We start from the raw sequence: 23,327 nt of genomic DNA, 5'->3' as shown, positions 1-23,327 counted from the left end.
TTCGCTGTTTTTGCACGTGAATCCACCATCGCCAAAATTGAAGCTTAACGTGAGGATATCTCGCTAAGTGATTCAATCGACTCTTACATCGTCGGGCCCGTTTTTTTGGACCTGGCATTTACCGACCCTTAAATGATCGTGTTTATCATTAACGATGCCCGTAAACGAAAGGTTAACGGCGGCGTTTTTTTATTAACGCCGGGTAACTTTTGGGAATCATTCCGGCACAACGGGTTAACCGGGCCGGTTGAGCGGGCGGGTTAAACGGGCCGATCGAGGGGGCATAGTGCCTTTTTGATCCGGGTCTCGCTATCCATGGAGTATTGCGTATGAAGTCGCGTGACAGCCTGGTTCGCCTGAAAGAATTTCAGGTTAATGAAAAACGCCGGCAACTTAGCCAGTTGCAGCAGATGATGTCCGAGTTTGAGCGGATGGCAAAGGAACTGGTGCATCAGATATCGCTGGAAGAGAGCAAGTCCGGCATTACCGATCCGACCCACTTCGCATATCCGACCTTCGCCAAGGCCGCGCGTCAGCGTGCGGACAATCTTCAGGTCTCTATCCGGGAGCTGAAGACCCAGCAGGAAGCCGCAGAGGCTTCTCTGGAAGAGGTGCAGGCCGAATATGAAAAGGCGGCGGCACTGGAAAACCGCGACGGAGCGATCCGCGCCCGCGCCTAGGTATTGGCGCAAGATCTTATAGGGATCGTCCTCATTGACGGCTGCCGGTGGATCAGGAGGCGGCTTTCAATGACGGGATGCCCATGCTTTTTTCTGGAAGGCCGCCCCTCGTTGGCGGCCTTTTGCTTTGGCGCACCGCAGCGCCTTGCCCGGTCGGTTTCTTGCGCGGCAGGGATGCAGGGAATCCCTGCGTTTTCGATTGTCCGGGGCCGGGGAAAGGCGTAATTTAGTGAAGTTCCGACCAAGAGCCGGAGGCTTGTCCCACGCGCGCCCTGCGCGGACGCGGGTGGGCCAGAAGCGGGGAGGAAACAAATGGCCCGCCAATATATCGATTGCCGCGAATTCCCGAGCGACAGCAAATGCTCGATCGCCATCTCAGCCGATACGCCGGAGGAGCTCATGGAAGCGGCGGTTCAACATGCCGTGGCAGTGCATGGCGCCGAGGATACGCCGGAATTTCGGGCCGAAGTTCGAAGGAGCATACATGCAGGAACACCGCCGCTGAAGGTGGCGTGATTGCTGGCAGCCTGAAAATTATCCGTCGACATGCCGGGCCTAATCCGGCATCCAGCCGACGCGCGTCTGCGCGGCGGAAGATTCCCTTAAGCTCAAGGATTTGAGCTGGCTGGACCCCGGCTCTTGGCCGGGGTGACGGAGCGTGTGGGCTCCGCTTTTGCTAAAAAACAAACTTGAGGTTTTGTCCCGAGCCTCAGCCCGTCTGGCTAGTTACCCCTTGATAACATCTGCCCAGTCAGGGTGGCGTAGCGTCTGAGCCTTGAAGAAAGGGCAGAGCGGAATGATTTTCCAGCCGCCCTTGCGCGCTTCATCGATGGCATGGGCGGCGAGCGCCTGGCCGACACCCTTGCCCCGCAGTGCATCGGGCACGCCGGTATGGTCGATGATGATGAGGGAAGGGGAGGTGCGCGAATAGGTCATCTCGGCCTTGTGGCCGTCGATGGTTGCCGAATATTCGCCGCGCGATCCGGTTTCGGTTGTCTTGATATCCATGATCTCTGCCTTCGCATTGCTTTTCGTTTTTTCCACTGTAACGGCCTGCGCCTGAATTGAAACAGCGGGATAGCGAACGCAGTGGACACAAACCGGTGACAGTCACCGGCTGTGTCTGGCAATTTTCAGGGGAAATCCAAAATCAAACCGAAAGCCCCGTCGATGCGACGGGGCGTTTTGGAAGTTCGGTTTGGGCGCGTTGCCGCGCCGGCGCACTGGTTTAGTGGCGATATTGCTGAATGCGCGTGGTGCGCAGGCCTGCAAGGCCGTGATCGGCAATCGACGACTGCCAGGACAGGAATTCTTCGACGGTGAGCGTATAACGCTCGCAGGCTTCCTCAAGGCTCAGCAGTCCTCCGCGCACGGCGGCGACGACCTCTGCCTTTCTGCGAATAACCCATCGACGGGTATTTGACGGCGGAAGATCCGCAATCGTCAGAGGGCTGCCATCGGGGCCGATGACATATTTAACTCGTGGGCGTATCATTTCGGTCATTGGACACTCTATACAAACTCAAGACCATATGACGGGAACTTTAGCCCCGTACCTTTAAAAATTGCCTAAGCAGTTCGTGACAATTTATTAAGAATTTGAACGGTTTCGCCCGATCTGTTCGAGTCGCCTTATTTTGTCGGGAAAAAATTTTTCCAAAAATCGTGTTTTTTATCGTCCATCGGTTGTTTTCCTCACAACGCCGCAAGCGAAAGGCACGTTTTCCCGCTGCCGTGGGCGAATTCCGCGGCTCCCTCATGCAACAGCCGCAGGCGATCGCCGGCATTGAGGGGGAGGATAAGGGTCGTCGACTGCGAGGTGCCGGCATTGGAGGCGTTGCCCGCTACAGTGAGGCCGCCAGCCGCGCCGTTGACGGCAAGCGAAACCCGGTGCCCGGATGAGGACACCACGGCAAGCGACAGGGTGGCCAGATAGAGACCTTTCACGGGAACGACGAGTTCCCTTCCGCCGCCTGTGCCGACCGCGTCGCCGAGAACGAAACCACCCTCATCGATGAAGAGAATTGAAAACCCCGAAGCCGAGCCGTTGGCCGGCCTCGTCGTGCCCGAAGGCAGGCTTGCCAGAACCACGGGCCGGTTCGGCATCGTGACCCTGCCGTCGCCGCTGCACAAAAGGGCCGTTTGCCAGGAAATGCCGTCGGCGCTGGTCTTGATCGAAAAACCGTCATTGCCTGCAAGGCCCATTTCCGCCCGGCCGCTCCAGCCGGACTGAAACAGCAGCGAGGCGGTATCGGCCTTTGCCGCCTTGTTGATCGCCATGCGGTGGTCGCCGTTCTCTTCTGTGTGGGTGAAGAGGCTGGCGGGGGCGGCAAGCGCCAGACGGTTGGTGGCATCGGCCTGTGTGCCAATGCCAAGCCTTTCGAGGGTCGCCGCGGCAGGCAGCGGCACGTCCCGCCATGCGCTTTCCCGTAGGACGCGATGTTTACCCTCGCTGGCAAACCATGCCGTCCAGCCGGGTTGCGGTGCTATCAGCAGCCATGCACCGTCCTGCCGGAAGGCAAGCTTCCCGCCCTTGCCCGCCCAGTCGCCAGCGGCGTCAAGCGAGAGCAGGAAGCAGTCTCCCTCCGGCGAATTGTCGGGCGGGGCGGCGACCACGTCCTTGACGACCAGCTGGACGATCGCGTCCAGCCGCTGCAGCGCCTCGTTGTGGGTGACGTGTTTCTGTGCCTGCGAGGGCAGGATATAAGGAAGCCTAAGTCTCGCCGTCTGTTCAGTCATGATGTCTCTTCCGCGCTCTGTGGCTGTTCGCCGGCGATTGTGATGCGGCGCGGCGGGGCGGGGATGAGCGGGGATGAAATTATTTTTGCGGCTTCGGTAGGGAGTGCATTCCGTGGTTGCGGAGATGGCATGAGTTGGCAAGGGGCCTCAGGTGCCTGCGGCTTCACCCCCCTCTGCCCTGCCGGGCATCTCCCCCACAAGGGTGGAGATCGGCAAGCGGCTTTACCGTCGCTTCATTCTCAAACATTGAGATCTGCAAGACCTTGCCACGAGTCGATCTCCCCACCTGTGGGGGAGATGCCCGGCAGGGCAGAGGGGGGTAAGCCGCAGACACCGAAGCCAACGCCTAAAAACGCCTGATCACCGAAGGAGGTCTAGCGGTCTCCTCGCAGGCTTATGTCGCAATTTCCACCGTCGCTGCCATTGCGCCCTCGGCAATGAAATCCGGGTTGGCGAGTGCATCTTCACCATCGCCTCTCACCTCATAGGCAAGCAGCCGCCCCTCGCAATCCAGCGTTCTGCCACCGGCGGCGCGCAGTACGGCGTCGCCTGCCGCCGTATCCCACATCATGGTGCGGCTGAAGCGGGGATAGATATCGGCAGCACCTTCCGCCAGCATGCAGAATTTCAGTGAGGAACCAACGGAAATGCAGTCTTTCAGGCCGTGTTCGGCCACGAAGGCTTCCGTTTTCGCGGTACAGTGCGAGCGGCTGATCAGCGCCACGGGGGAGGCGCCGCGCTGGCGTGCCCGGATGGGGTGGCGCGCGAGGATCGCTCCTTCGCCTGATATTGCGAGCTTTTCGGCGCTGTTGTCCTTGCCGGTCCAGGCCTGGCCGCGGCAGGGGGCGTAAACCACGCCTGCAACCGGCACGCCGTTTCTGATCAGGGCGATATTGACGGTAAAATCATCCTTGCCGGAAATGAATTCCTTGGTCCCATCCAGCGGATCGACCAGAAAAAATTCCGTGCCTGTCTCCGGCAGAATGCCGTTCGAGACCGCTTCTTCGGCAATGACCGGGATTTGGGGAAAATGCGCAGCCAGTGCCTGCAGAATGATCACCTCCGCCCGCTGGTCTGCCTCGGTCACGGGTGAGCAATCGTCCTTGTACGATACGTGTGGCCCGGCGCGATGGACCGCCATGATTGCCTGCCCGGCGTCCAGCGCCGCTTTCGTCAATATGTCGATCATCTTGTTGCCGTTGCCATTTCGTGCCGGGGATCCTTTACCCCTCTATTTCGCTACTCTTTTGCCCGCCACCCGTCAAACAATGCGTCAGGCAACACTGAAATAAGCATTCGAACGCCAATTTTTTAGCACTTACTGCCGAAATCCTGGCTATTCTGATCGGGAAAACGGCAACGAATGTGGAAATTCCAAATTTTGTGCAGGATCGCCCGTTTTTGACTTCACATTTTTAGCGAACACGATATGCATTTTGCAGGTGGGGGCTAATCGAAAAGGTTCTCCCTATAATTAACATAAACGAGGCGTGGCTCATTAGAGGTCATGCCCAGGGGAAAGACATGGAGTATTTTATCCAGCAGCTCATCAACGGGCTGACTCTTGGATCGATCTACGGCCTCATCGCAATTGGCTATACGATGGTCTACGGCATCATCGGCATGATCAACTTCGCTCATGGCGATATTTTCATGCTTGGCGGTTTCGCCGCGCTGATCGTTTTTCTGATCGCAACATCGTTTTTTGCCGGTATTCCGGTGGCGCTTCTTCTGATTTTGATGATGGTCGTCGCCATGCTGATGACCGGCCTGTGGAACTGGGTGATCGAGCGCGTGGCCTACCGTCCGCTCAGAGGCTCGTTCCGCCTTGCGCCGCTGATCACCGCCATCGGCATGTCGATCGCGCTGTCCAACTTCATCCAGGTGACACAGGGTCCGCGTAACAAGCCGATCCCGTCAATGGTGACGGACAGCTACCATTTCGGCTCCATCACCGTCTCGCTGAAGCAGTTCATCATCATGGCGGTGACGTCGGTGCTGCTGTTCGCCTTCTGGTACATCGTCAACAAGACTCCGCTCGGCCGGGCGCAGCGCGCCACGGAACAGGACCGCAAGATGGCGGCCCTTCTGGGTGTGGATGTCGACAAGACGATCTCGATCACCTTCATCATGGGTGCCGCACTCGCGGCGGTCGCCGGTACGATGTATCTGATGTATTACGGTGTCGCATCCTTCAACGATGGCTTCATTCCGGGCGTCAAGGCGTTTACCGCAGCGGTTCTCGGCGGTATCGGTTCGCTTCCGGGCGCCGTTCTCGGCGGTCTCCTGATCGGCCTCATCGAATCTCTCTGGTCCGCCTATTTCTCCATTGCCTACAAGGACGTCGCGGCATTCGGCATCCTGGCTTTCGTGCTGATCTTCAAGCCGACCGGTATTCTCGGTCGTCCGGAAGTCGAGAAGGTGTGATCCCATGACCAATATCGCTTCCGAAAACGATACTTCCAGCCCGAGCCTGATGGCAACGGCGGTGAAGGAAGGCGTCTTTGCGGGCATCGTCTCGCTCGGCATGTTCATTCTTTACGTCGGTATCGTCACCTATCAGGACATCAATAACCAGCTTATCTGGGGCACCCGCTGGGGGCTTCTGTCGATCTTCGTCGGCGTCGCCGCCATCGGCCGTTTCCTGATGGTCGGCTTCATCCGGCCGTCGATGGATCGCCGCAAGCTTGCCAAGGCCAAAAGCGGCATTCTGGAAATCTCCGAGGAAAAAGGCTTTTTCCACAAGCACTTCCTGAAGCTCGCGCTTGTCCTGCTGCTGCTTTATCCCGTCGTCGCCGTGCAGCTGTTCGGTTTTCAGGGCTCGCTGAAATTCGTCGACAATTTCGGCATCCAGATCCTGATCTATGTGATGCTGGCGTGGGGCCTCAACATCGTCGTTGGCCTCGCGGGCCTGCTCGATCTCGGTTATGTGGCCTTCTATGCGGTGGGCGCCTATTCCTACGCGCTGCTGTCAAGCCATCTCGGCCTGTCCTTCTGGGTGCTTCTGCCGGTGGCCGGCATTCTCGCGGGCTTCTGGGGCATCATCCTCGGCTTCCCGGTGCTCAGACTTCGTGGCGACTATCTTGCCATCGTCACGCTCGCCTTCGGTGAAATCATTCGTCTCGTGCTGTTGAACTGGACGGATGTGACCAAGGGCACCTTCGGCATTTCCGGCATCGCCAAGGCGTCTATCTTCGGCATCTGGTCCTTCGATGTCGGCGCGCCGAACAATTTCGCCAAGGCCTTCGGCCTGACGATGTCGTCGGCCTATTACAAGATCTTCCTGTTCTACGTGATCCTGCTTCTGTGCATGCTGACGGCTTACGTCACCATCAAGCTGCGCCGCATGCCGATCGGCCGGGCGTGGGAAGCTTTGCGTGAAGACGAAATCGCCTGCCGCTCGCTCGGCATCGATACTGTCATCACCAAGCTTACCGCTTTTGCGACAGGCGCGATGTTTGGCGGTTTCGCCGGTTCGTTCTTCGCCGCCCGTCAGGGTTTCGTATCGCCGGAAAGCTTCGTCTTCCTGGAATCGGCCGTCATCCTTGCCATTGTCGTTCTCGGCGGCATGGGTTCGCTCACGGGCATCGCCATTGCCGCCCTCGTCATGGTCGGCGGCACGGAGCTGCTGCGCGAAATGGAATTCCTGAAGCATGTCTTCGGGCCTGATTTCACGCCGGAACTCTACCGCATGCTGCTGTTCGGTCTCGCCATGGTCATCGTCATGCTGTTCAAGCCGCGCGGCTTTGTCGGCTCACGAGAACCGACGGCCTTCCTCAGGGAACGCAAGGCCGTCTCGGGCAGCTTTACCAAGGAAGGTCACGGTTGATGGCTTCCGGAACGACAAACATGACACCCAATCTAACTGGCGATACGATCCTCAAGGTCGAACATCTCTCGATGCGGTTTGGCGGCCTGATGGCCATCAATGACTTCTCCTTTGAGGCGAAGCGCGGCGAGATCACGGCGCTGATCGGCCCGAACGGTGCTGGAAAGACCACGGTTTTCAACTGCATCACCGGCTTCTACAAGCCGACGATGGGCATGATCACCATGCGTCAGCAAAACGGCGAGGCGCATCTTCTGGAGCGTCTGCCGGATTTCGAGATCACCAAGAAGGCGAAGGTGGCGCGTACCTTCCAGAACATCCGCCTGTTTTCGGGTCTGACGGTTCTGGAAAACCTGCTGGTGGCGCAGCACAATGCGCTGATGAAGGCATCGGGCTACACCATTCTCGGTCTTTTCGGCCTGCCCGCCTACAAGAGGGCGGTCAACAGTTCGATCGATAAGGCCAAATACTGGCTGGACAAGGCCGATCTGACCGACCGCGCCGACGACCCGGCCGGCGATCTGCCCTATGGCGCGCAGCGCCGCCTGGAAATCGCCCGTGCCATGTGCACGGGGCCGGAACTTCTGTGCCTCGATGAACCGGCGGCCGGTCTCAACCCGAAGGAATCGCTGGCGCTCAATGCGCTGCTGCGCGGTATCCGCGACGAAGGCACGTCGCTGCTTCTGATCGAGCACGACATGTCGGTGGTGATGCAGATTTCCGATCACGTTGTGGTTCTCGAATACGGCCAGAAGATTTCCGACGGTTCGCCGGACCATGTGAAGAACGACCCGAAGGTCATCGCCGCCTATCTGGGTGTCGAGGATGATGAAGTGGAAGACGTGATTGCGGAAGAACTCGACGGAGGAGTGGCCTGATGTCCGGTGAACCGCTTCTCAAAGTACAGGGTGTCGAAACCTACTACGGTAACATCCGGGCCTTGGCCGGTGTCGATGTCGAGGTCAACAAGGGCGAGATTGTCAGCCTTATCGGCGCCAACGGCGCCGGCAAATCGACACTGATGATGACCATCTGCGGCAGCCCGCAGGCGCGCACTGGCCAGGTGACGTTCGACGGCGAAGACATTACCCGCCTGCCGACGCACCTCATCGCCCGCAAGCGTATTGCCCAGTCACCCGAGGGCCGCCGGATTTTCCCGCGCATGACGGTGCTGGAAAACCTGCAGATGGGCGCCAATCTCGACAACCTCAAATATTTCAAAGAGGACGTCGAGAAGATTTTCGTCATGTTCCCGCGGCTGAAAGAACGTCAGAGCCAGCGTGGTGGCACGCTTTCCGGCGGCGAGCAGCAGATGCTCTCCATCGGCCGCGCGCTGATGGCACGGCCGAAACTGCTGCTTCTCGACGAACCGTCGCTTGGCCTTGCCCCGCTGATCGTCAAGGGCATCTTCGAGGCCATCAAGAAGCTCAACCAGGAAGAGGGCCTGACCGTCTTCCTCGTGGAGCAGAACGCCTTTGCGGCACTGAAGCTTTCCGACCGCGCCTATGTGATGGTCAACGGCAAGGTGACGATGAGCGGTTCGGGCAGGGAATTGCTGGCTGATCCGCAGGTACGCGCGGCCTATCTCGAAGGCGGCCGGCACTGAAAGATTTTACTTGCGCCGGAAATTTTGCGGCGCAAGATAACGAACCGCGCCCGGCCGTTTTCGAAGGGGAAATGGCCGGTGGCAAACAATAAAATGCCTGCCGGAAAAACGGCGGGACGACAAACAAGGCAGGGCCGGACATTTGCATCCCGGCGCTGATGGGGAAAGAAGATGCAGGGCCTTTTATTCGAGACCGATAGCGGCGTGCGTTATATTCTGCGCGCACTGGTTGTTCTTCTTGGTTTCTGGACGGCGTGGCGCACGGGCAGATCCGTCGCCGATGGCTGGGGCGATTTCCCGCGTGTGGTGATCTATACGCTGGCTTTGGGGCTCGTGATGCGGTTTCTGCATTTCGCGCTTTTCAACGGGCCGTTCATCAACGGCTTCTACTACGTGTTTGACGTCGTTCTTCTTCTGGCTTTTTCCAGCATCGGTTTCCGCATGCGCAGGACGAGCCAGATGGTCAATAACTACTATTGGCTCTACGATCGGACGTCGGCATTTTCATATAAAAAGAAAGATTGACAGCCGGATTCCTCCGGCTGCACGATACTCGCGTGAGTGGAACGTTTCCTGTTCGGTTAAGGTGGGTACTGAACAGGTCCTGGTAGTCAACCCATCCAAAGGAACTGGGAGTATAGTAATGAAGAAGTCTCTTCTTTCCGCCGTTGCGCTGACCGCCATGGTCGCCTTCAGCGGTTCGGCCTGGGCCGATATCGTGATCGCTGTCGGCGGCCCGCTGACAGGCCCGAACGCCGCATTTGGCGCTCAGCTTCAGAAGGGTGCTGAACAGGCTGCGAAGGATATCAATGCTGCAGGCGGCATCAACGGCGAGCAGATCAAGATCGTTCTCGGCGATGACGTTTCCGACCCGAAGCAGGGTATCTCGGTTGCCAACAAATTCGTTGCTGATGGCGTGAAGTTCGTCGTCGGTCACTTCAACTCCGGCGTCTCCATTCCGGCTTCCGAAGTTTATGCCGAAAACGGCATTCTCGAAGTAACGCCTGCTGCGACCAACCCCGTTTTCACCGAGCGTGGCCTGTGGAACACCTTCCGCACCTGCGGTCGTGACGACCAGCAGGGTGGCATTGCCGGCAAATATCTGGCCGACCACTACAAGGACGCCAAGATCGCCATCATTCACGACAAGACCCCCTATGGTCAGGGCCTTGCCGACGAAACCAAGAAGGCAGCCAATGCGGCCGGCCTGACGGAAGCCATGTATGAAGGCGTCAATGTCGGCGACAAGGACTTCTCCGCACTGATCTCCAAGATGAAGGAAGCCGGCGTTTCCGTTATCTACTGGGGTGGCCTGCACACCGAAGCCGGTCTGATCATCCGCCAGTCGGCTGACCAGGGTCTGAAGGCGAAGCTCATCTCGGGCGACGGTATCGTCTCGAACGAACTTGCCTCCATCGCCGGCGACGCCGTCGAAGGCACGCTGAACACCTTCGGTCCCGATCCGACGCTGCGTCCTGAAAACAAGGAACTGGTAGAGAAGTTCAAGGCCGCCGGCTTCAACCCGGAAGCCTACACGCTCTACTCCTACGCCGCCCTGCAGGCGATTGCCGGTGCTGCCAAGGCTGCCGGTTCCGTTGAGCCGGAAAAGGTTGCCGAAGCTCTGAAGAAGGGCACCTTCCCGACCGCACTCGGCGATATCTCCTTCGACGAGAAGGGCGACCCGAAGCTTCCCGGTTACGTCATGTACGAGTGGAAGAAGGGCCCGGACGGCAAGTTCACCTACATCCAGCAGGGGACGTAAGTCTTACTGGACTGCAATATGGAGGCCCGGTCGCAAGACCGGGCTTTCTGCTTTCTGGTGCGGGGCATTTCCGGCGTCAGCACCCAGCCAGCCCAAGTCCTTGGGCTAAAACACTTTCCGAGCCGCACGTCAGACGGATTCCGTCTCAAAGACGGGATGACGGTGATGGGAAAGGCTCGAAACACTTGGCTCCGATCGCGCCTTCAGCCAGCTTCAGCCGCCAGCCTCTCCAGCACAATATCGGCACGTTTCGAGACGGGGGCTTTCGGCAGCACAATCGTCTCATAATCCAGACGGGCATAGTCGTGCAGCAGGCGTTGATATTCCTCAACTGCCACCTCGAAACCATTCTTGCGCTCGCTGTCGCCTCGGTAGATCTCCGGCCAGGGCGGGGTGAGGAAAACCAGCGGGTTATAGCGGTGCGCGTGCCGCAGCGTTTCGATGAATCCATCGCCGCTAATATGATGAAGTGCTGAGGCGGCGTCGATCAGGCCGCGGTCGAAGAAGACGAAGCCTTCCGCTGGCGCCCTTTGCCGGTCCTCCAGCGCCATGGCGATCGCCCGGCGGGCAAAGGCTTCCAGGTCGATCCAGGGGAGGGCGGTGCCGTTATTTCTCGTTTCCTCAGTCACGATGCGCCGCCCCGGTTCCTCGACGGTCGCGAAACCACGGTGAGCAAGCTCGGCAAGCAGGGTTGATTTGCCGCCGCCGGAGCAGCCGGAAAGAATAATGAAATGGTGCATGGGAACCTCCCTGCGCGGGGTTTGGGTTGGATGGAAGGTGATGTTTTTTGGAGGGACTTGGATTGCGGCGTTGCCGCTTGTTTCTTTTCCTCGAGGGAAGAAGAAATATGCTGCACTCGCTCGGCGAATAAGTCGATGCTCTATGCTTAAGCGGAAAATATATGTTTTTCCAACCGTATCACATCAGTTGCAGCCGTCACCCCTGATGCAAAATATGCGCGGCCTTGACGGCGGCGGAGGCGCGGTTTTCGACACCGAGTTTGACGTAAATCTGTTCCAGATGTTTGTTTACGGTTCTGGCGGAAAGGCCGAGAATATCGCCGATATCGCGGTTGGATTTGCCTTTGGCAATCCACAGCAGAACTTCCGATTCCCGCGTTGTCAGGGCAAAGTGGTCCTTCAGCAGGTGGTCGTCGGATTTCTCGTTCGCGGCTGTCAGACGGAAGAGATATTCGTCCGGTCCCATTGCGCCGAGGAAGGAGAGCTGCAAAGCGGGCCGCCCGGCCTCGGTGATCGTCAGCGGTGCATCGCGGGCGGAATCCACCGTTGTCCTGTCGGCCAGCCAGCCGGAAATATGGGCAACGACGATCTCCAGCCCATCATCACGGCCTGTGGCTGCGTTGACCAGCCGGGTTGCCTGTGGTGTGGACCAGTGGATCGCGCCGTTGGCGCGCACGGCAAGCAGGTGGCGTCCGGCGGCATCAAGCGCCACGCGGGCGCTCTGCGCCGAGCGGGCATTGGAGAGATGCACACGGATACGGGCGCGCAGCTCATCGATGTTGATCGGCTTGGTCAGATAGTCGACACCGCCGGATTCGAGCGCCCGCACCACATGTTCGGTTTCCGTCAGCCCGGTCATGAAGATGACAGGCACCTGGGCCACGGCGGCGTTGGCCTTCAGGCGGCGGCAGGTTTCGAAACCGTCCATGGCCGGCATGACGGCATCGAGCAGGATGATATCGGGCGTGATGCGTTCGGCAATGTTGAGCGCGGCCTGACCGGATGTGGCGATCAGCGCCGAAAAGCCTGACTGTTCCAGCGCATCGGTGAGGAACCCCAGCGCTTCGGGACTGTCATCCACCAGCAATACAATGTCTCTCGGCAGTGCTGCGCCTTGCCCGCTCATGCCTTGCCGTCTCCCCTGTCGCTCTCTTCAAACCGCTTTAGAAAATGGGCGTAACCGGCCAGATCGAAGGCCTGCACATAGGTGCCAAGCTCTTGCGTGAAGGGCAGGTTGTTCGTGTTGCGGGCGAGATCTGCGAGTTTTGCCTCTATGCCGCGTATGTAGCCTATTTCGCCGAGCCTCTGCAAATCCTTGATATGAATTGCGCCGGGATGAACGATCTGCGCCGGCGGCTGGGGGATGGGTGCCGGGGGAAGGTCGGTATCGTAAATCCATTTCAGGCCGAGATGCACCGCAAGCCTGTCGCACAGGTGGCGGATGTCGACCGGCTTGGCGATGGCGTCGTTGTGATTGTCTTCTCCGGCACCCGCTACGGTGCCGTCACCGATATTGGCCGAGAGCATGATGAGCGGAGCCGTCTGGCCTGCTTCACGCAACTTCGTCACAAGCTGCCAGCCGGACATTCCGGGCATGGAGATATCGATGAGAAAGAGGTCGGGCTGCACGCCTTCGATGAGTGTCAGGCATTCCGGTCCGCTCTGGGCGGTCAGCACCACGAAATCGAGCGGCGAAAGCACCTGCCGCATCAGCTCGCGGTGATCCTCGTTATCATCAACCACCACGATGGTGCGGCGTGGGCCGGAATAGGAGCGAATGGTTTTTTCCGGCGCAGGTGCGGTACTTGGCCGGTGCACGGCCGATAGCATGAGACGGACGCGGAAGGTGGAGCCGTTGTCCTTTTCGCTGGAGACGGAAATCTCGCCGCCCAGCGTGTTGGTCAGAAGCCTCGTGATGGTGAGGCCGAGGCCAAGGCCCGGCATGGGGCGCACGCTTTCGGCCTCGCCGCGCTGAAAAGGCTCGTAGATGCGGGCAAGATCTTTTTCGGCAATGCCGCGCCCGGTATCCGACACCGTGAAGCTCGCCACCTGGCTGCGATAGGCGACATCGAAGGTGACGCTGCCCTCGTCGGTGAACTTGATGGCGTTGGAGAGCAGGTTGACGAGGATCTGGCGCAGACGCTTTTCATCCGTGCGGACATATTGCGGCAGGGAATGGGCGCGTTCATGCCGGAATTCCAGACCCTTGGCCTGCGCCTGCGGGCGAAACATATCGACGATCTGGTCGAGGAAATCCTGAATATTGATCTCGTTGGAATAGACCTGCAGGCGGCCAGCCTCGATCTTGGAAATATCCAGAAGCCCGTCGATCAGGCCGGAGAGATGGTCGGCGGAACGGCGAATGACCTTGATGGCCGATTGCCGCGGCGCGGGAATGGTCTCATCGCGTTCGAGGATCTGGGCGTAGCCCAAAACAGCGTTGAGCGGCGTGCGCAATTCGTGGCTGAGGCCGACCACGTAGCGGCTCTTGGCGCGGTTGGCGGCCTCAGCCGTTTCCTTGGCGTCCTGAAGGGCGGCGTCAGTCTTCTTGTGTGCGGCGATTTCCTTCAACAGCAGCGTGTTCTGGCGTGAGGATTCCTCTTCCGCGACCACCCGGCTGTCATGGGCAAGAACCAGAAACCAGCAGACGATGCCGGCAATGACGGCAAAGACGAAAAATACGATGAGGATGGTGCGGTTGACCACGTCAGCCGTTGCCGGCGAGGCGGTGCCGACCTGATGGGCGATGAGCGCCAATATGCCGCCAATGGCGGTGACGGCGATGGCCGCCGCCATGCCATAACGTCCGAGCCGTGTGGCGAGTTTTGCCACCAGTTGGTGGGGCAGGAAAGATTTTGCGACCGTCGCGACCTGATAGTTGAGTTTGGCCTTCGGCTTGCACATGTCATGGCAGCGGCTGTCCAGCGAGCAGCAGAGCGAACAGATCGGCGCCGCATAGGCTGGACACCATGCCATGTCTTCCGGCTCGAACGGGTGTTCGCAGATGGAGCAGGTGATGGCGCTCAGCTCGCGCCATTTCTGGCGCGGCTTGCGGGCCAGATAGAATTTGCCCTTCGTGCCCCAGGCGATCAGCGGCGAGGCGATGAAGGCGACGATGAGGGTGAGATAGGGCGCAAGCGAGGCAGCGAGTGCGCCGAAGGTGCCGAAATGCGCCATCAGCGCAATGGTGGCCGAAAGCGCCATGGAGCCGACGCCGACGGGATTGATATCGTAGAGATGGGCGCGCTTGAACTCGATGCCCGGTGGGGCAAGGCCGAGCGGCTTGTTGATGAACAGATCGGCCGAGATGGTGCAGAGCCAGGCCATGGCGACGATGGAAAAAATGCCGAGCGTTTCTTCCAGCAGGCGATAGATGCCGAGTTCCATCAACAGCAGCGCGATCACCACGTTGAAGACCAGCCAGACCACGCGGCCGGGATGGCTGTGGGTGAGGCGGGAAAAGAAGTTGGACCAGGCGAGCGAACCCGCATAGGCGTTCATGACGTTGATCTTCAGCTGCGAGACCACCACGAAGGCGACCATCAGCAGCATGGCCGCCGTATGGTTGGGGATCATGTAGCCGAAGGCGGTCAGGTACATCTGGGCCGGATCGGCGGCGCGGTCCACCGAGACGCCGGAACTGAAGGTCAAGACCACGAGGAAGGAACCGGCCAGCAGCTTCGGCACGCCGACGACGACCCAGCCAGCACCGGCCAGAAAGACCGCGATGCGATGGCGCAGGCGGCTCTGTCCCTCGGCGGGCAGGAAGCGCAGGAAATCCACCTGTTCGCCGATCTGCGACATCAGCGCGAGGATGACGGCAGACGCCGCGCCGAATTCCACCAGATTGAAATGGGCCACGGTGCCCGGCGGACCGGAGGCGTGATGAATGCCGGAAAACGCCCGCCACAGGTCGTATTTTTCCCAGTCCATCAAAGCGATGAAGATGAAGGGCAATACGTTCAGCACGATCCAGAAGGGCTGGGTGATGATCTGGAAACGGCTGATGAGGCGCACGCCGTGGGTGACGAGCGGAATGACCATGACGGCGGAGATGATGTAGCCGATCCACAGGGGAATGCCGAGCGCCAGCTCCAGCGCGCCGGACATGATCGACGCCTCGATGGCGAAGAGCATGAAGGTGAAGGCGGCGTAGATCAGCGAGGTGATGGTGGAGCCGATGTAACCGAAGCTCGCGCCGCGTGTCAGGAGATCGATATCGACGCCGTGGCGGATGGCGTAACGGCTGATCGGCAGGCCGACGGCAAGCATGGCAATGGCCGCGACGATGATGGCGTAAAAGGCGTTGGTGGTGCCGTATGACAGCGTGATCGCGCCGCCGATGGCTTCCAGTGCCAGAAAGGAAATAGCGCCGATGGCGGTGTGGGAGATGCGGTTGGACGAAAATTGCCGGGCGCTTTTGGCGGTGAAGCGCAGCGCATAATCTTCCAGCGTCTGGTTGGCGACCCAGCGGTTATATTCGCGCCTGACGGGGATGATGCGTTGCCGTGCGGCCATGCCTAGGATCCAGCCCCTTTCAGCAAAAGGTGTTTTGCCATTCTCACAGCCGCACCGACATGCCGCCATCCACCGTCAGCACATGGCCGTTGACGAAGGAGGAGGCGTCGCTGGCCAGAAACAGGGCGGCACCGGCGATTTCATCCGGCCTGCCCCAGCGTTCCAGCGGCACGCGCAGTTTGGCAAAGGCGACCATGTCAGGGTTTTCGGCAAGGGCCGCATTGGTTTCCGTGGCGAACATGCCGGGTGCAATGGCGTTGCTGGTGATGCCGCGCGCGCCATATTCGACAGCGATTGCGCGCATCAGCCCGGTCAGCCCCTGCTTGGCAACGGGATAGATCGCATCGCCCGGCCTGACGATGTGGCCGAGAATGGAGGTGATGGTGATGATGCGGCCATAACCATTGGTATTCATGGCTTGCGCGGCATCTCGCGACAGCGAGACGGAGGAGGTGAGGTCGGTGCGGATAAGCTCCAGCACGTCCTCGTCGCTGAATTCGGAAAGTGGGCGGCGGTCGCGTGCGCCGACATTGTTGACGAGGATATCGAGATGGCCGAATTCGTCCATGATGCGGTGGACGAGGGCAGTTCCGGCGGCGGTATCGGCAATGTCGAAAGCGGCATAATCGGCTTTTCCGCCGGCTTGCCGAAGTGTGCCTGCTGCCTGTTCCAGCGCCTCGGCGTTACGGCCGGTCAGCCACACATGGGCGCCAGCCTCGGCAAAGGCCCTGGCGATTTCGAAACCGAGACCGCGGCCGCTGCCGGTGATGATGGCGATGCGGTTTTCGAGAGAGAATTTTTTGAGAATGCCCATCGCTCACCTTCTTGCTTTAGAGCATCGGACCGAAAACCGTGTCGCGGTTTCGGAAAAGCCGATGCGGTTGGTCAAAGCCACGCAACGTCTTCGAGTTTGCGCATAGGCAAGAATATTCCACGCAGGGCAGAGGGCGAAAGGTCGCCTGTCCGGTCCGGCCGTTCGGTGGACATAAAAATGGCGTCGCCCGGTTGCGGGCGACGCCATGTCTTGGGTTATCAGGCAGCAGCCGACTTTGCGAGCGGCACTTCTGCAATCGTCTTCAGAACGACGGAAGCGATCTGATAAGGGCAGCCCTGCGAGTTCGGACGACGGTCTTCGAGGTAACCACGGTAACCGTTGTTGACGAAGGAGTGCGGAACGCGGATCGAGGCGCCACGGTCGGCAACGCCGTAGGAGAACTTGTTCCACGGAGCGGTTTCGTGCTTGCCGGTCAGGCGCAGGTGGTTGTCCGGACCGTAAACGTCGATGTGCTCCTGCCAGTTCTTGGCGAAAGCGGCCATGAGGGCTTCGAAATACTCCTTGCCGCCAACTTCACGCATGAACTTGGTGGAGAAGTTGCAATGCATGCCCGAACCGTTCCAGTCGGTATCGCCGAGCGGCTTGCAATGGAATTCGACGTCGATGCCGTACTGTTCGCAAAGACGCAGCAGCAGGTAACGGGCGATCCAGATCTGGTCGGCGGCGCGCTTGGAGCCCTTGCCGAATACCTGGAATTCCCACTGGCCCTTGGCCACTTCGGCATTGATGCCTTCGTGGTTGATGCCGGCTTCGAGGCAGAGGTCGAGATGTTCTTCAACGATTTCGCGGGCAACTGAGCCGACGTTCTTGAAGCCGACGCCGGTGTAATACGGACCCTGCGGAGCCGGGTAACCCTGCTCGGGGAAGCCGAGCGGGCGGCCGTCCTGGTAGAAGAAATATTCCTGTTCGAAGCCGAACCATGCGTCCTCGTCGTCGAGGATGGTCGCGCGGCTGTTCGATGCATGCGGGGTGACGCCGTCAGGCATCATGACTTCGCACATGACCAGTACGCCGTTGGTGCGGGCCGGATCGGGGTAGATCGCGACGGGCTTCAGCACGCAATCCGAAGAGTGACCTTCGGCCTGCTGCGTGGACGAGCCATCAAAACCCCAAAGCGGCAGCTGCTCGAGCGTCGGGAATTCATCGAATTCCTTGACCTGTGTCTTGCCGCGCAGGTTGGGGACCGGCTTATAACCGTCAAGCCAGATGTACTCGAGTTTGAACTTAGTCATTACGAACCTCTCATAGGTAACAATGCGAAGCCTTGAGGCTTGCCGTGGCTTTCGCCACCGGAAGCACATTCGCGTTCAAGGGCTGGCCATATAGATGCATGCCGCGTGCCAGATTGGCGATGTTTTGCGAATTCTTCGAAAAATCTTTCAGGCATGCTCAGGGCCGAGGGGGCCGATATGGCCATTAACCGCTCATGCTGCACTGCGGCAGATAAATCGAACCCTAATGTTTCGTCAGTGATTCCTAACAGATAGCGGGTGGCATCGCTCAAAATGCCCTGTTGCGGTGCAATGCTTTCGATTGCGAACGACGGATCGGCATTTGCCCCAAAAACCGGCGCTTCCGGAATGGTTTTTCTTGCTGAATGACCATTTAATGCCTATATTTTTCGCAACGTGATTTTTTTTTAATCAGATGGAGCTAAACCAGAGCTAACGGGTTTGCTTCACAATCAAAGTGCTTCGATGCAAACAAAGTGAGATGTTCGATATGGCAACTGGCTTTCATCGTGAAACGGCAACGATCTTTCAATTTCCGGTCGGCGGACGCGCGGGGCTCTCAAAGTTCCGTAACATCGGGCTGAGCGATCTGGAGCGCGAGGCACGTCAGCCGCATGTCGATTTCGGCTCCTGGTATCATGACGATGCGATCCGCGACGAAGAGCGGGACGACAAGCCGCACGCCTGATGTGAAGCGTTGCTGATCGTTTCTTCTCCCCCTCCGGGGAGAAGGTGGCGCGAAGCGCCGGATAAAGGGACGACTTCTCAGTCTGTCTCCGACCTCGCACCCTCGACCCGCTGCTGCTCTCGTCTTCCCTGCCGGAAAAGAAGCAAGTTGAAACGCCAGGTTTCACATCGGTTGCCCCGGCCGGGATTTCCCTCTCCCCAACACCCCCTGCAGCTTTCGCCACCCCGCCTACGTCAATTGACGTATACGGTTTCTCGCCCGCGAGATCGATAGTCTCTTCCAGCAGCGGTCAACGATGCCGCTGAAGCCCCATGAGGGCTAAACAAGGAGAGGGGTTCTTCCGATGACATTCCGCAAGACGCTTAGCGCCGCGCTGCTCGGCGCAATCATGTCCACCACCGCCTTCCATGGCGCATTTGCCGCCGACGATACGATCAAGGTAGGCGTGCTGCATTCTCTTTCCGGCACCATGGCGATTTCAGAGACGACGCTGAAGGACGCCATGCTGATGCTCATCGACGAGCAGAACAAGAAGGGCGGCGTTCTCGGCAAGAAGCTCGAAGCCGTCGTGGTCGACCCGGCCTCCGACTGGCCGCTGTTTGCCGAAAAGGCCCGCCAGCTGATTTCGCAGGACAAGGTCGCCGCCGTTTTCGGTTGCTGGACATCTTCGTCGCGCAAGTCCGTGCTGCCGGTTTTCGAAGAGCTGAATTCCCTGCTGTTCTACCCGGTGCAGTATGAGGGTGAAGAATCCTCCCGCAACATCGTCTACACGGGTGCAGCGCCCAACCAGCAAGCCATTCCGGCCGTCGATTATCTCGCCAAGACCGAAGGCGTCGAGCGCTGGGTTCTGGCAGGTACCGACTATGTCTACCCGCAGACCACAAACAAGATCCTGAAGGCCTACCTGATGTCGAAGGGCGTCAAGGAAGAGGACATCATGATCAACTACACGCCGTTCGGCCAGTCCGACTGGCAGACGATCGTGTCCGACATCAAGAAGTTCGGCTCGGCCGGCAAGAAGACCGCCGTTGTCTCCACCATCAACGGCGATGCCAACGTGCCCTTCTACAAGGAGCTGGCGAACCAGGGCATCAAGGCCGAGGACATTCCGGTCGTCGCCTTCTCGGTCGGTGAAGAAGAGCTTGCCGGTCTCGATACCGCGCCGCTGGTCGGCCACCTTGCCGCCTGGAACTACTTCCAGTCTGTCGATACCGAGGTCAACGCCGAATTCATCAAAACCTGGCATGCGTTTACCAAGAACGACAAGCGCGTGACGAACGACCCGATGGAAGCCGCCTATATCGGTTTCAACGCCTGGGTTAAGGCCGTCGAAACCGCAGGTACGACCGATACGGACGCAGTTCTTGACAGCATCATCGGCGTTTCCGTGCCGAACCTTTCTGGCGGTTACTCCACCGTCATGCCGAACCATCACATCACCAAGCCGGTGCTGATCGGTGAAATCCAGGCCGATGGGCAGTTCGAAATCGTGCAGCAGACGCCACAGGTCGTGGGTGACGAATGGTCGGATTATCTCCCTGACTCGAAGGATCTGATTTCGGATTGGCGCAAGCCGATGTCCTGCGGCAACTTCAACGTCGCCACGGGCAAGTGCGGCGGCAAGGGTAGCTGATAGGGGTTAGTGGTTTCCGCCCCCTCGTTGGGGGCGGTTTTATCATTCGAAACTGAACAAGCATGCCCCCCTCTGCCCCGCCGGGCATCTCCCCCACAGGTGGGGAGATCGACTCGCGGCAAGGCTCCGCCCTTTCTCATCTGTAGAGACAGAGCGACGCAGGCGCGTCTTGCCGATCTCCCTCCTTGCGGGGGAGATGCCCGGCAGGGAAGAGGGGGGTAAGCCACTTACTCATCGCCAGATAAAATACACCGCCGCTCCAAGGAACCCGACATGACGATCCGATCTTTTCTCGGAGCCATCTTCCTCTGGCTCACCCTGGGGATCGCCGCCCAGTCCCTCGCGCAGAGCGATCCGAAGGCGCTGATCGACCAGCTCGGCACGGCTGACTTCAAGCAGGCCGAAACATTGATCGGCCAGATTGCTGCCACCGGCGACGCGCGGGTGGTGCCGGCGCTTGAGGCTTTTGCATCAGGCGATCTTTACGTGCGCAAGGCCGACAATCTGGTGTTCATGACCAAGCCGTCGGGTTCCAATTTCACGCTCATCGATCCGCTGACCGGCGAAAGCGCTGGCGAAGCCCCGAAGGCGGCGGTTACCAAGATCAGGGTCAATAACAATCTGCGTCGCGTCATCCGCGCCGCGATGGGCGGCCTGACGTTGCTCAGTCCTGAACGCTCGGTGCGGCTTTCCGCCGCCGATGCGGTTCTGAAAGCCCCCAGTGCCGAAAATCTGGAATTGCTGGAAGCGGCCATATCCAAGGAAACCGACAAAGAGGTGCGGACGCGGATGGAGGAGGCGCGGGCTGTCTCGCTGCTTTCCTCCGACCGCCCCCTCGAGGTGAAGAAAGAAGCGATCGCCACCATCAAGGCGCTTGGCGGGCGCGATGCGATCAGCATTCTGATGGCGGCGACGCCCACGGTTGATCCGAGCCTGAAGCCGGATGTGGACGAGGCGATTTCGAGCATCGAGAGTTCCCTTGCCATCTGGGACTACGCGCAGAACATCTGGTACGGCCTGTCGCTCGGTTCCGTGCTGCTGCTCGCCGCCATCGGACTTGCCATCACCTTCGGCGTCATGGGCATCATCAATATGGCGCATGGCGAGATGGTGATGATCGGCGCTTACTCCACCTTCATGGTGCAGGAGCTGATCCGCAGCCATTTCCCCGGCCTGTTCGACTGGTCACTGGCGATTGCCCTGCCGGCCGCCTTTCTGGTCACAGCCTGCGTCGGCCTCATCATGGAGCGCGGCGTCATCCGCTATCTCTACGGGCGACCGCTGGAAACGCTGCTCGCCACCTGGGGTATCTCGCTGATCCTGCAACAGGGCGTGCGTTCCATCTTCGGCCCGACCAACCGTGAGGTCGGCAGCCCGAGCTGGATGTCCGGCTCGTTCAGCGTTGGTTACCTCAACTTCACCTGGAACCGCGTGTGGATCGTCTGCTTCTCGCTTTCCGTCTTCTTCGCGCTGCTGGTGCTTTTGAAGCGCTCCGCCTTCGGCTTGCAGATGCGCGCTGTGACCCAGAACCGCCGCATGGCCTCTTCCATGGGCATCCGCACGCCCTGGGTGGATGCCTTCACCTTCGCGCTCGGTTCCGGCGTTGCCGGCCTTGCCGGGGTAGCGCTGTCGCAAATCGACAATGTCTCGCCCAATCTCGGCCAGAGCTACATCATCGACAGTTTCATGGTGGTGGTGTTCGGCGGGGTCGGCAATCTCTGGGGAACGCTCGTGGGTGCGCTGTCGCTCGGCGTGCTCAACAAGTTCCTTGAGCCGACGGTGGGCGCCGTGCTCGGCAAGATCCTCGTGCTCGTTCTCATCATCCTGTTCATCCAGAAGCGGCCGCGTGGTCTCTTCGCACTCAAGGGAAGGGCGATCGAAGCATGATTACCGGCTTCCTCCTGCGCGCGCTCGATCGGCGCATTTCCATCGCCATCGGCATCATCCTGGCTATCGCCGTGCTGGTGCCCGCCTCCAATCTGCTGTTGCCGGCTGACAGCGCGTTCCGCATCCCGACCTACATCATGTCGATGCTCGGCAAATATCTGGCCTATGCGCTGCTGGCGCTGGCGCTTGATCTGGTCTGGGGATATTGCGGCATTCTCTCGCTCGGCCACGCCGCCTTCTTCGCGCTCGGCGGTTATGCCATGGGCATGTATCTGATGCGGCAGATCGGCACGCGCGGTGTTTACGGCCATCCCGTGCTGCCTGACTTCATGGTGTTCCTCAACTGGAAGGAACTGCCGTGGTTCTGGCATGGCTTCGACATGTTCTGGTTTGCAGCACTGATGGTGCTGGTGGTGCCCGGCCTGCTCGCCTTCGTGTTCGGCTGGTTCGCCTTCCGCTCACGCGTCAACGGCGTCTACCTCTCCATCATCACGCAGGCCATGACCTACGCCCTGCTGCTTGCCTTCTTCCGCAATGACATGGGTTTTGGCGGCAACAATGGTCTCACCGATTTCAAGGATATTCTCGGCTTTTCCGTGCAGGCGGATGGCACCCGTGCCGTGCTGTTTGCGATGACGGCCGTGATGCTGGCGCTTTCGCTGCTGATTGCATCCGGCATCGTCAATTCCAAATTCGGCAAGGTGCTGGTGGGCGTGCGCGATGCCGAAAGCCGGGTGCGCTTCCTCGGTTTCCGGGTGGAAAACATCAAGCTCTTTACCTTCGTCGTCTCGGCCATGATGGCGGGCATTGCCGGTGCGCTGTTCGTGCCGCAGGTGGGCATCATCAATCCTGGCGAATTCTCCCCCGCCAACTCCATCGAGGTGGTGGTTTGGACCGCAGTCGGCGGGCGCGGCACGCTGATCGGGCCGATCATCGGCGCGCTGCTGGTCAATGGCGGCAAGAGCTATTTCACCGGCGCTTTCCCCGAATTCTGGCTGTTTGCACTGGGTGGGCTGTTCATCGCGGTGACGCTGTTCTTCCCCAAGGGCATCGTCGGCACCGTGCAGCATTATCTGGTCGGGCGGCGCGAAAAGCGTGTTGCGCGGGCGGCAAGTGCGGCCGGACAACCGGGCAATGACAGTGCTGCAACAGCGGCGCAACAGGCGGCGGAGTGAGGC

General features: G+C 59.6%; 21 protein-coding genes. 12 read left to right on the top strand and 9 right to left on the bottom strand.

Annotated elements, in window-relative coordinates:
- Positions 1 to 329 precede the first annotated feature (329 nt).
- Both QE432_RS11075 and QE432_RS11070 read left to right on the top strand, forming a co-directional pair.
- Entirely contained in the window at positions 330 to 680 is a 351-nt protein-coding gene (locus tag QE432_RS11075) for a flagellar export protein FliJ (protein ID WP_013636730.1), read from the top strand.
- Between the two features lie 312 nt (positions 681 to 992).
- Positions 993 to 1,196, top strand: coding sequence for a DUF1059 domain-containing protein (locus tag QE432_RS11070; RefSeq protein WP_003513967.1), 204 nt, complete (start codon positions 993 to 995; stop codon positions 1,194 to 1,196).
- Positions 1,197 to 1,406: 210 nt separating this feature from the next.
- On the opposite strand, the gene QE432_RS11065 is transcribed toward QE432_RS11070, so the two are convergent.
- From QE432_RS11065 to cysQ, 4 genes are all read right to left on the bottom strand, one after another.
- Positions 1,407 to 1,688: a GNAT family N-acetyltransferase gene (locus tag QE432_RS11065; protein ID WP_003513965.1), complete on the bottom strand. Its 282-nt coding sequence runs from the start codon at positions 1,686 to 1,688 to the stop codon at positions 1,407 to 1,409.
- Positions 1,689 to 1,908: 220 nt separating this feature from the next.
- Positions 1,909 to 2,184: a CtrA inhibitor SciP gene (gene sciP / locus QE432_RS11060; protein ID WP_003513963.1), complete on the bottom strand. Its 276-nt coding sequence runs from the start codon at positions 2,182 to 2,184 to the stop codon at positions 1,909 to 1,911.
- 191 nt (positions 2,185 to 2,375) lie between these two features.
- Positions 2,376 to 3,419, bottom strand: a complete 1,044-nt coding sequence (locus QE432_RS11055; protein ID WP_111804609.1) for a DUF2793 domain-containing protein — start codon at positions 3,417 to 3,419, stop codon at positions 2,376 to 2,378.
- Positions 3,420 to 3,813: 394 nt separating this feature from the next.
- Positions 3,814 to 4,608, bottom strand: coding sequence for a 3'(2'),5'-bisphosphate nucleotidase CysQ (gene cysQ / locus QE432_RS11050; protein WP_112154312.1), 795 nt, complete (start codon positions 4,606 to 4,608; stop codon positions 3,814 to 3,816).
- A 335-nt stretch (positions 4,609 to 4,943) separates the two neighbouring features.
- Here cysQ and QE432_RS11045 point away from each other — a divergent pair, with 335 nt between their 5' ends.
- The 6 genes from QE432_RS11045 (at position 4,944) to QE432_RS11020 (ending at position 10,616) form a co-directional block, all read left to right on the top strand.
- Positions 4,944 to 5,846: a branched-chain amino acid ABC transporter permease gene (locus QE432_RS11045; protein ID WP_003513958.1), complete on the top strand. Its 903-nt coding sequence runs from the start codon at positions 4,944 to 4,946 to the stop codon at positions 5,844 to 5,846.
- Positions 5,847 to 5,895: 49 nt separating this feature from the next.
- Positions 5,896 to 7,248 carry a high-affinity branched-chain amino acid ABC transporter permease LivM gene (livM, locus tag QE432_RS11040; protein WP_373465227.1) on the top strand — a complete coding sequence of 451 codons (1,353 nt, stop codon included), beginning with the start codon at positions 5,896 to 5,898 and terminating at the stop codon, positions 7,246 to 7,248.
- Positions 7,248 to 8,126, top strand: a complete 879-nt coding sequence (locus tag QE432_RS11035) for an ABC transporter ATP-binding protein (RefSeq protein ID WP_003513942.1) — start codon at positions 7,248 to 7,250, stop codon at positions 8,124 to 8,126. The genes livM and QE432_RS11035 overlap by 1 nt, the downstream gene beginning before the upstream one ends.
- On the top strand, positions 8,126 to 8,854 hold the full coding sequence (locus QE432_RS11030; protein ID WP_003513939.1) for an ABC transporter ATP-binding protein: 729 nt from the start codon (positions 8,126 to 8,128) through the stop codon (positions 8,852 to 8,854). The genes QE432_RS11035 and QE432_RS11030 overlap by 1 nt, the downstream gene beginning before the upstream one ends.
- A gap of 171 nt (positions 8,855 to 9,025) precedes the next feature.
- Entirely contained in the window at positions 9,026 to 9,379 is a 354-nt protein-coding gene (locus tag QE432_RS11025) for a DUF6867 family protein (RefSeq protein WP_003513938.1), read from the top strand.
- A 118-nt stretch (positions 9,380 to 9,497) separates the two neighbouring features.
- A complete protein-coding gene (locus tag QE432_RS11020; RefSeq protein WP_003513936.1) occupies positions 9,498 to 10,616 on the top strand; it encodes a branched-chain amino acid ABC transporter substrate-binding protein in 1,119 nt (372 codons plus the stop codon).
- A 203-nt stretch (positions 10,617 to 10,819) separates the two neighbouring features.
- Here QE432_RS11020 and QE432_RS11015 read toward each other — a convergent pair whose 3' ends face one another.
- The 5 genes from QE432_RS11015 to QE432_RS10995 all read right to left on the bottom strand — a co-directional run bounded on the left by QE432_RS11015 (position 10,820) and on the right by QE432_RS10995 (position 17,941).
- Positions 10,820 to 11,356, bottom strand: a complete 537-nt coding sequence (locus QE432_RS11015; RefSeq protein WP_306624262.1) for an AAA family ATPase — start codon at positions 11,354 to 11,356, stop codon at positions 10,820 to 10,822.
- Between the two features lie 196 nt (positions 11,357 to 11,552).
- Positions 11,553 to 12,482, bottom strand: a complete 930-nt coding sequence (locus tag QE432_RS11010) for a response regulator (protein ID WP_013636721.1) — start codon at positions 12,480 to 12,482, stop codon at positions 11,553 to 11,555.
- On the bottom strand, positions 12,479 to 15,874 hold the full coding sequence (locus QE432_RS11005) for a hybrid sensor histidine kinase/response regulator (protein WP_065658671.1): 3,396 nt from the start codon (positions 15,872 to 15,874) through the stop codon (positions 12,479 to 12,481). Before QE432_RS11005 ends, QE432_RS11010 begins: the two co-directional genes overlap by 4 nt.
- Before the next feature lie 43 nt (positions 15,875 to 15,917).
- A complete protein-coding gene (locus tag QE432_RS11000; protein WP_003510171.1) occupies positions 15,918 to 16,688 on the bottom strand; it encodes an SDR family oxidoreductase in 771 nt (256 codons plus the stop codon).
- A 218-nt stretch (positions 16,689 to 16,906) separates the two neighbouring features.
- Complete coding sequence (locus QE432_RS10995; protein WP_003510168.1) at positions 16,907 to 17,941, bottom strand: glutamine synthetase beta-grasp domain-containing protein; 1,035 nt, start codon at positions 17,939 to 17,941, stop codon at positions 16,907 to 16,909.
- A gap of 481 nt (positions 17,942 to 18,422) precedes the next feature.
- Between QE432_RS10995 and QE432_RS10990 the strand changes: the two genes are divergently transcribed.
- The 4 genes from QE432_RS10990 (at position 18,423) to urtC (ending at position 23,324) form a co-directional block, all read left to right on the top strand.
- Positions 18,423 to 18,629 (top strand): DUF2735 domain-containing protein, encoded by a 207-nt coding sequence (locus QE432_RS10990; RefSeq protein WP_003513926.1) that lies wholly within the window; start codon positions 18,423 to 18,425, stop codon positions 18,627 to 18,629.
- Positions 18,630 to 18,972: 343 nt separating this feature from the next.
- Positions 18,973 to 20,262 carry an urea ABC transporter substrate-binding protein gene (gene urtA / locus QE432_RS10985; protein WP_003513924.1) on the top strand — a complete coding sequence of 430 codons (1,290 nt, stop codon included), beginning with the start codon at positions 18,973 to 18,975 and terminating at the stop codon, positions 20,260 to 20,262.
- Between the two features lie 273 nt (positions 20,263 to 20,535).
- Positions 20,536 to 22,149 (top strand): urea ABC transporter permease subunit UrtB, encoded by a 1,614-nt coding sequence (urtB, locus tag QE432_RS10980; RefSeq protein WP_113556499.1) that lies wholly within the window; start codon positions 20,536 to 20,538, stop codon positions 22,147 to 22,149.
- Positions 22,146 to 23,324 carry an urea ABC transporter permease subunit UrtC gene (gene urtC / locus QE432_RS10975; protein WP_003513919.1) on the top strand — a complete coding sequence of 393 codons (1,179 nt, stop codon included), beginning with the start codon at positions 22,146 to 22,148 and terminating at the stop codon, positions 23,322 to 23,324. The genes urtB and urtC overlap by 4 nt, the downstream gene beginning before the upstream one ends.
- The last annotated feature ends 3 nt before the right edge of the window (positions 23,325 to 23,327 follow it).

It is taken from the genome of Agrobacterium sp. SORGH_AS_0745 (assembly GCF_030818995.1).
Taxonomy (GTDB): Bacteria; Pseudomonadota; Alphaproteobacteria; order Rhizobiales; family Rhizobiaceae; genus Agrobacterium; species Agrobacterium tumefaciens.
This window is presented reverse-complemented; position numbering and strand designations above follow the sequence as displayed.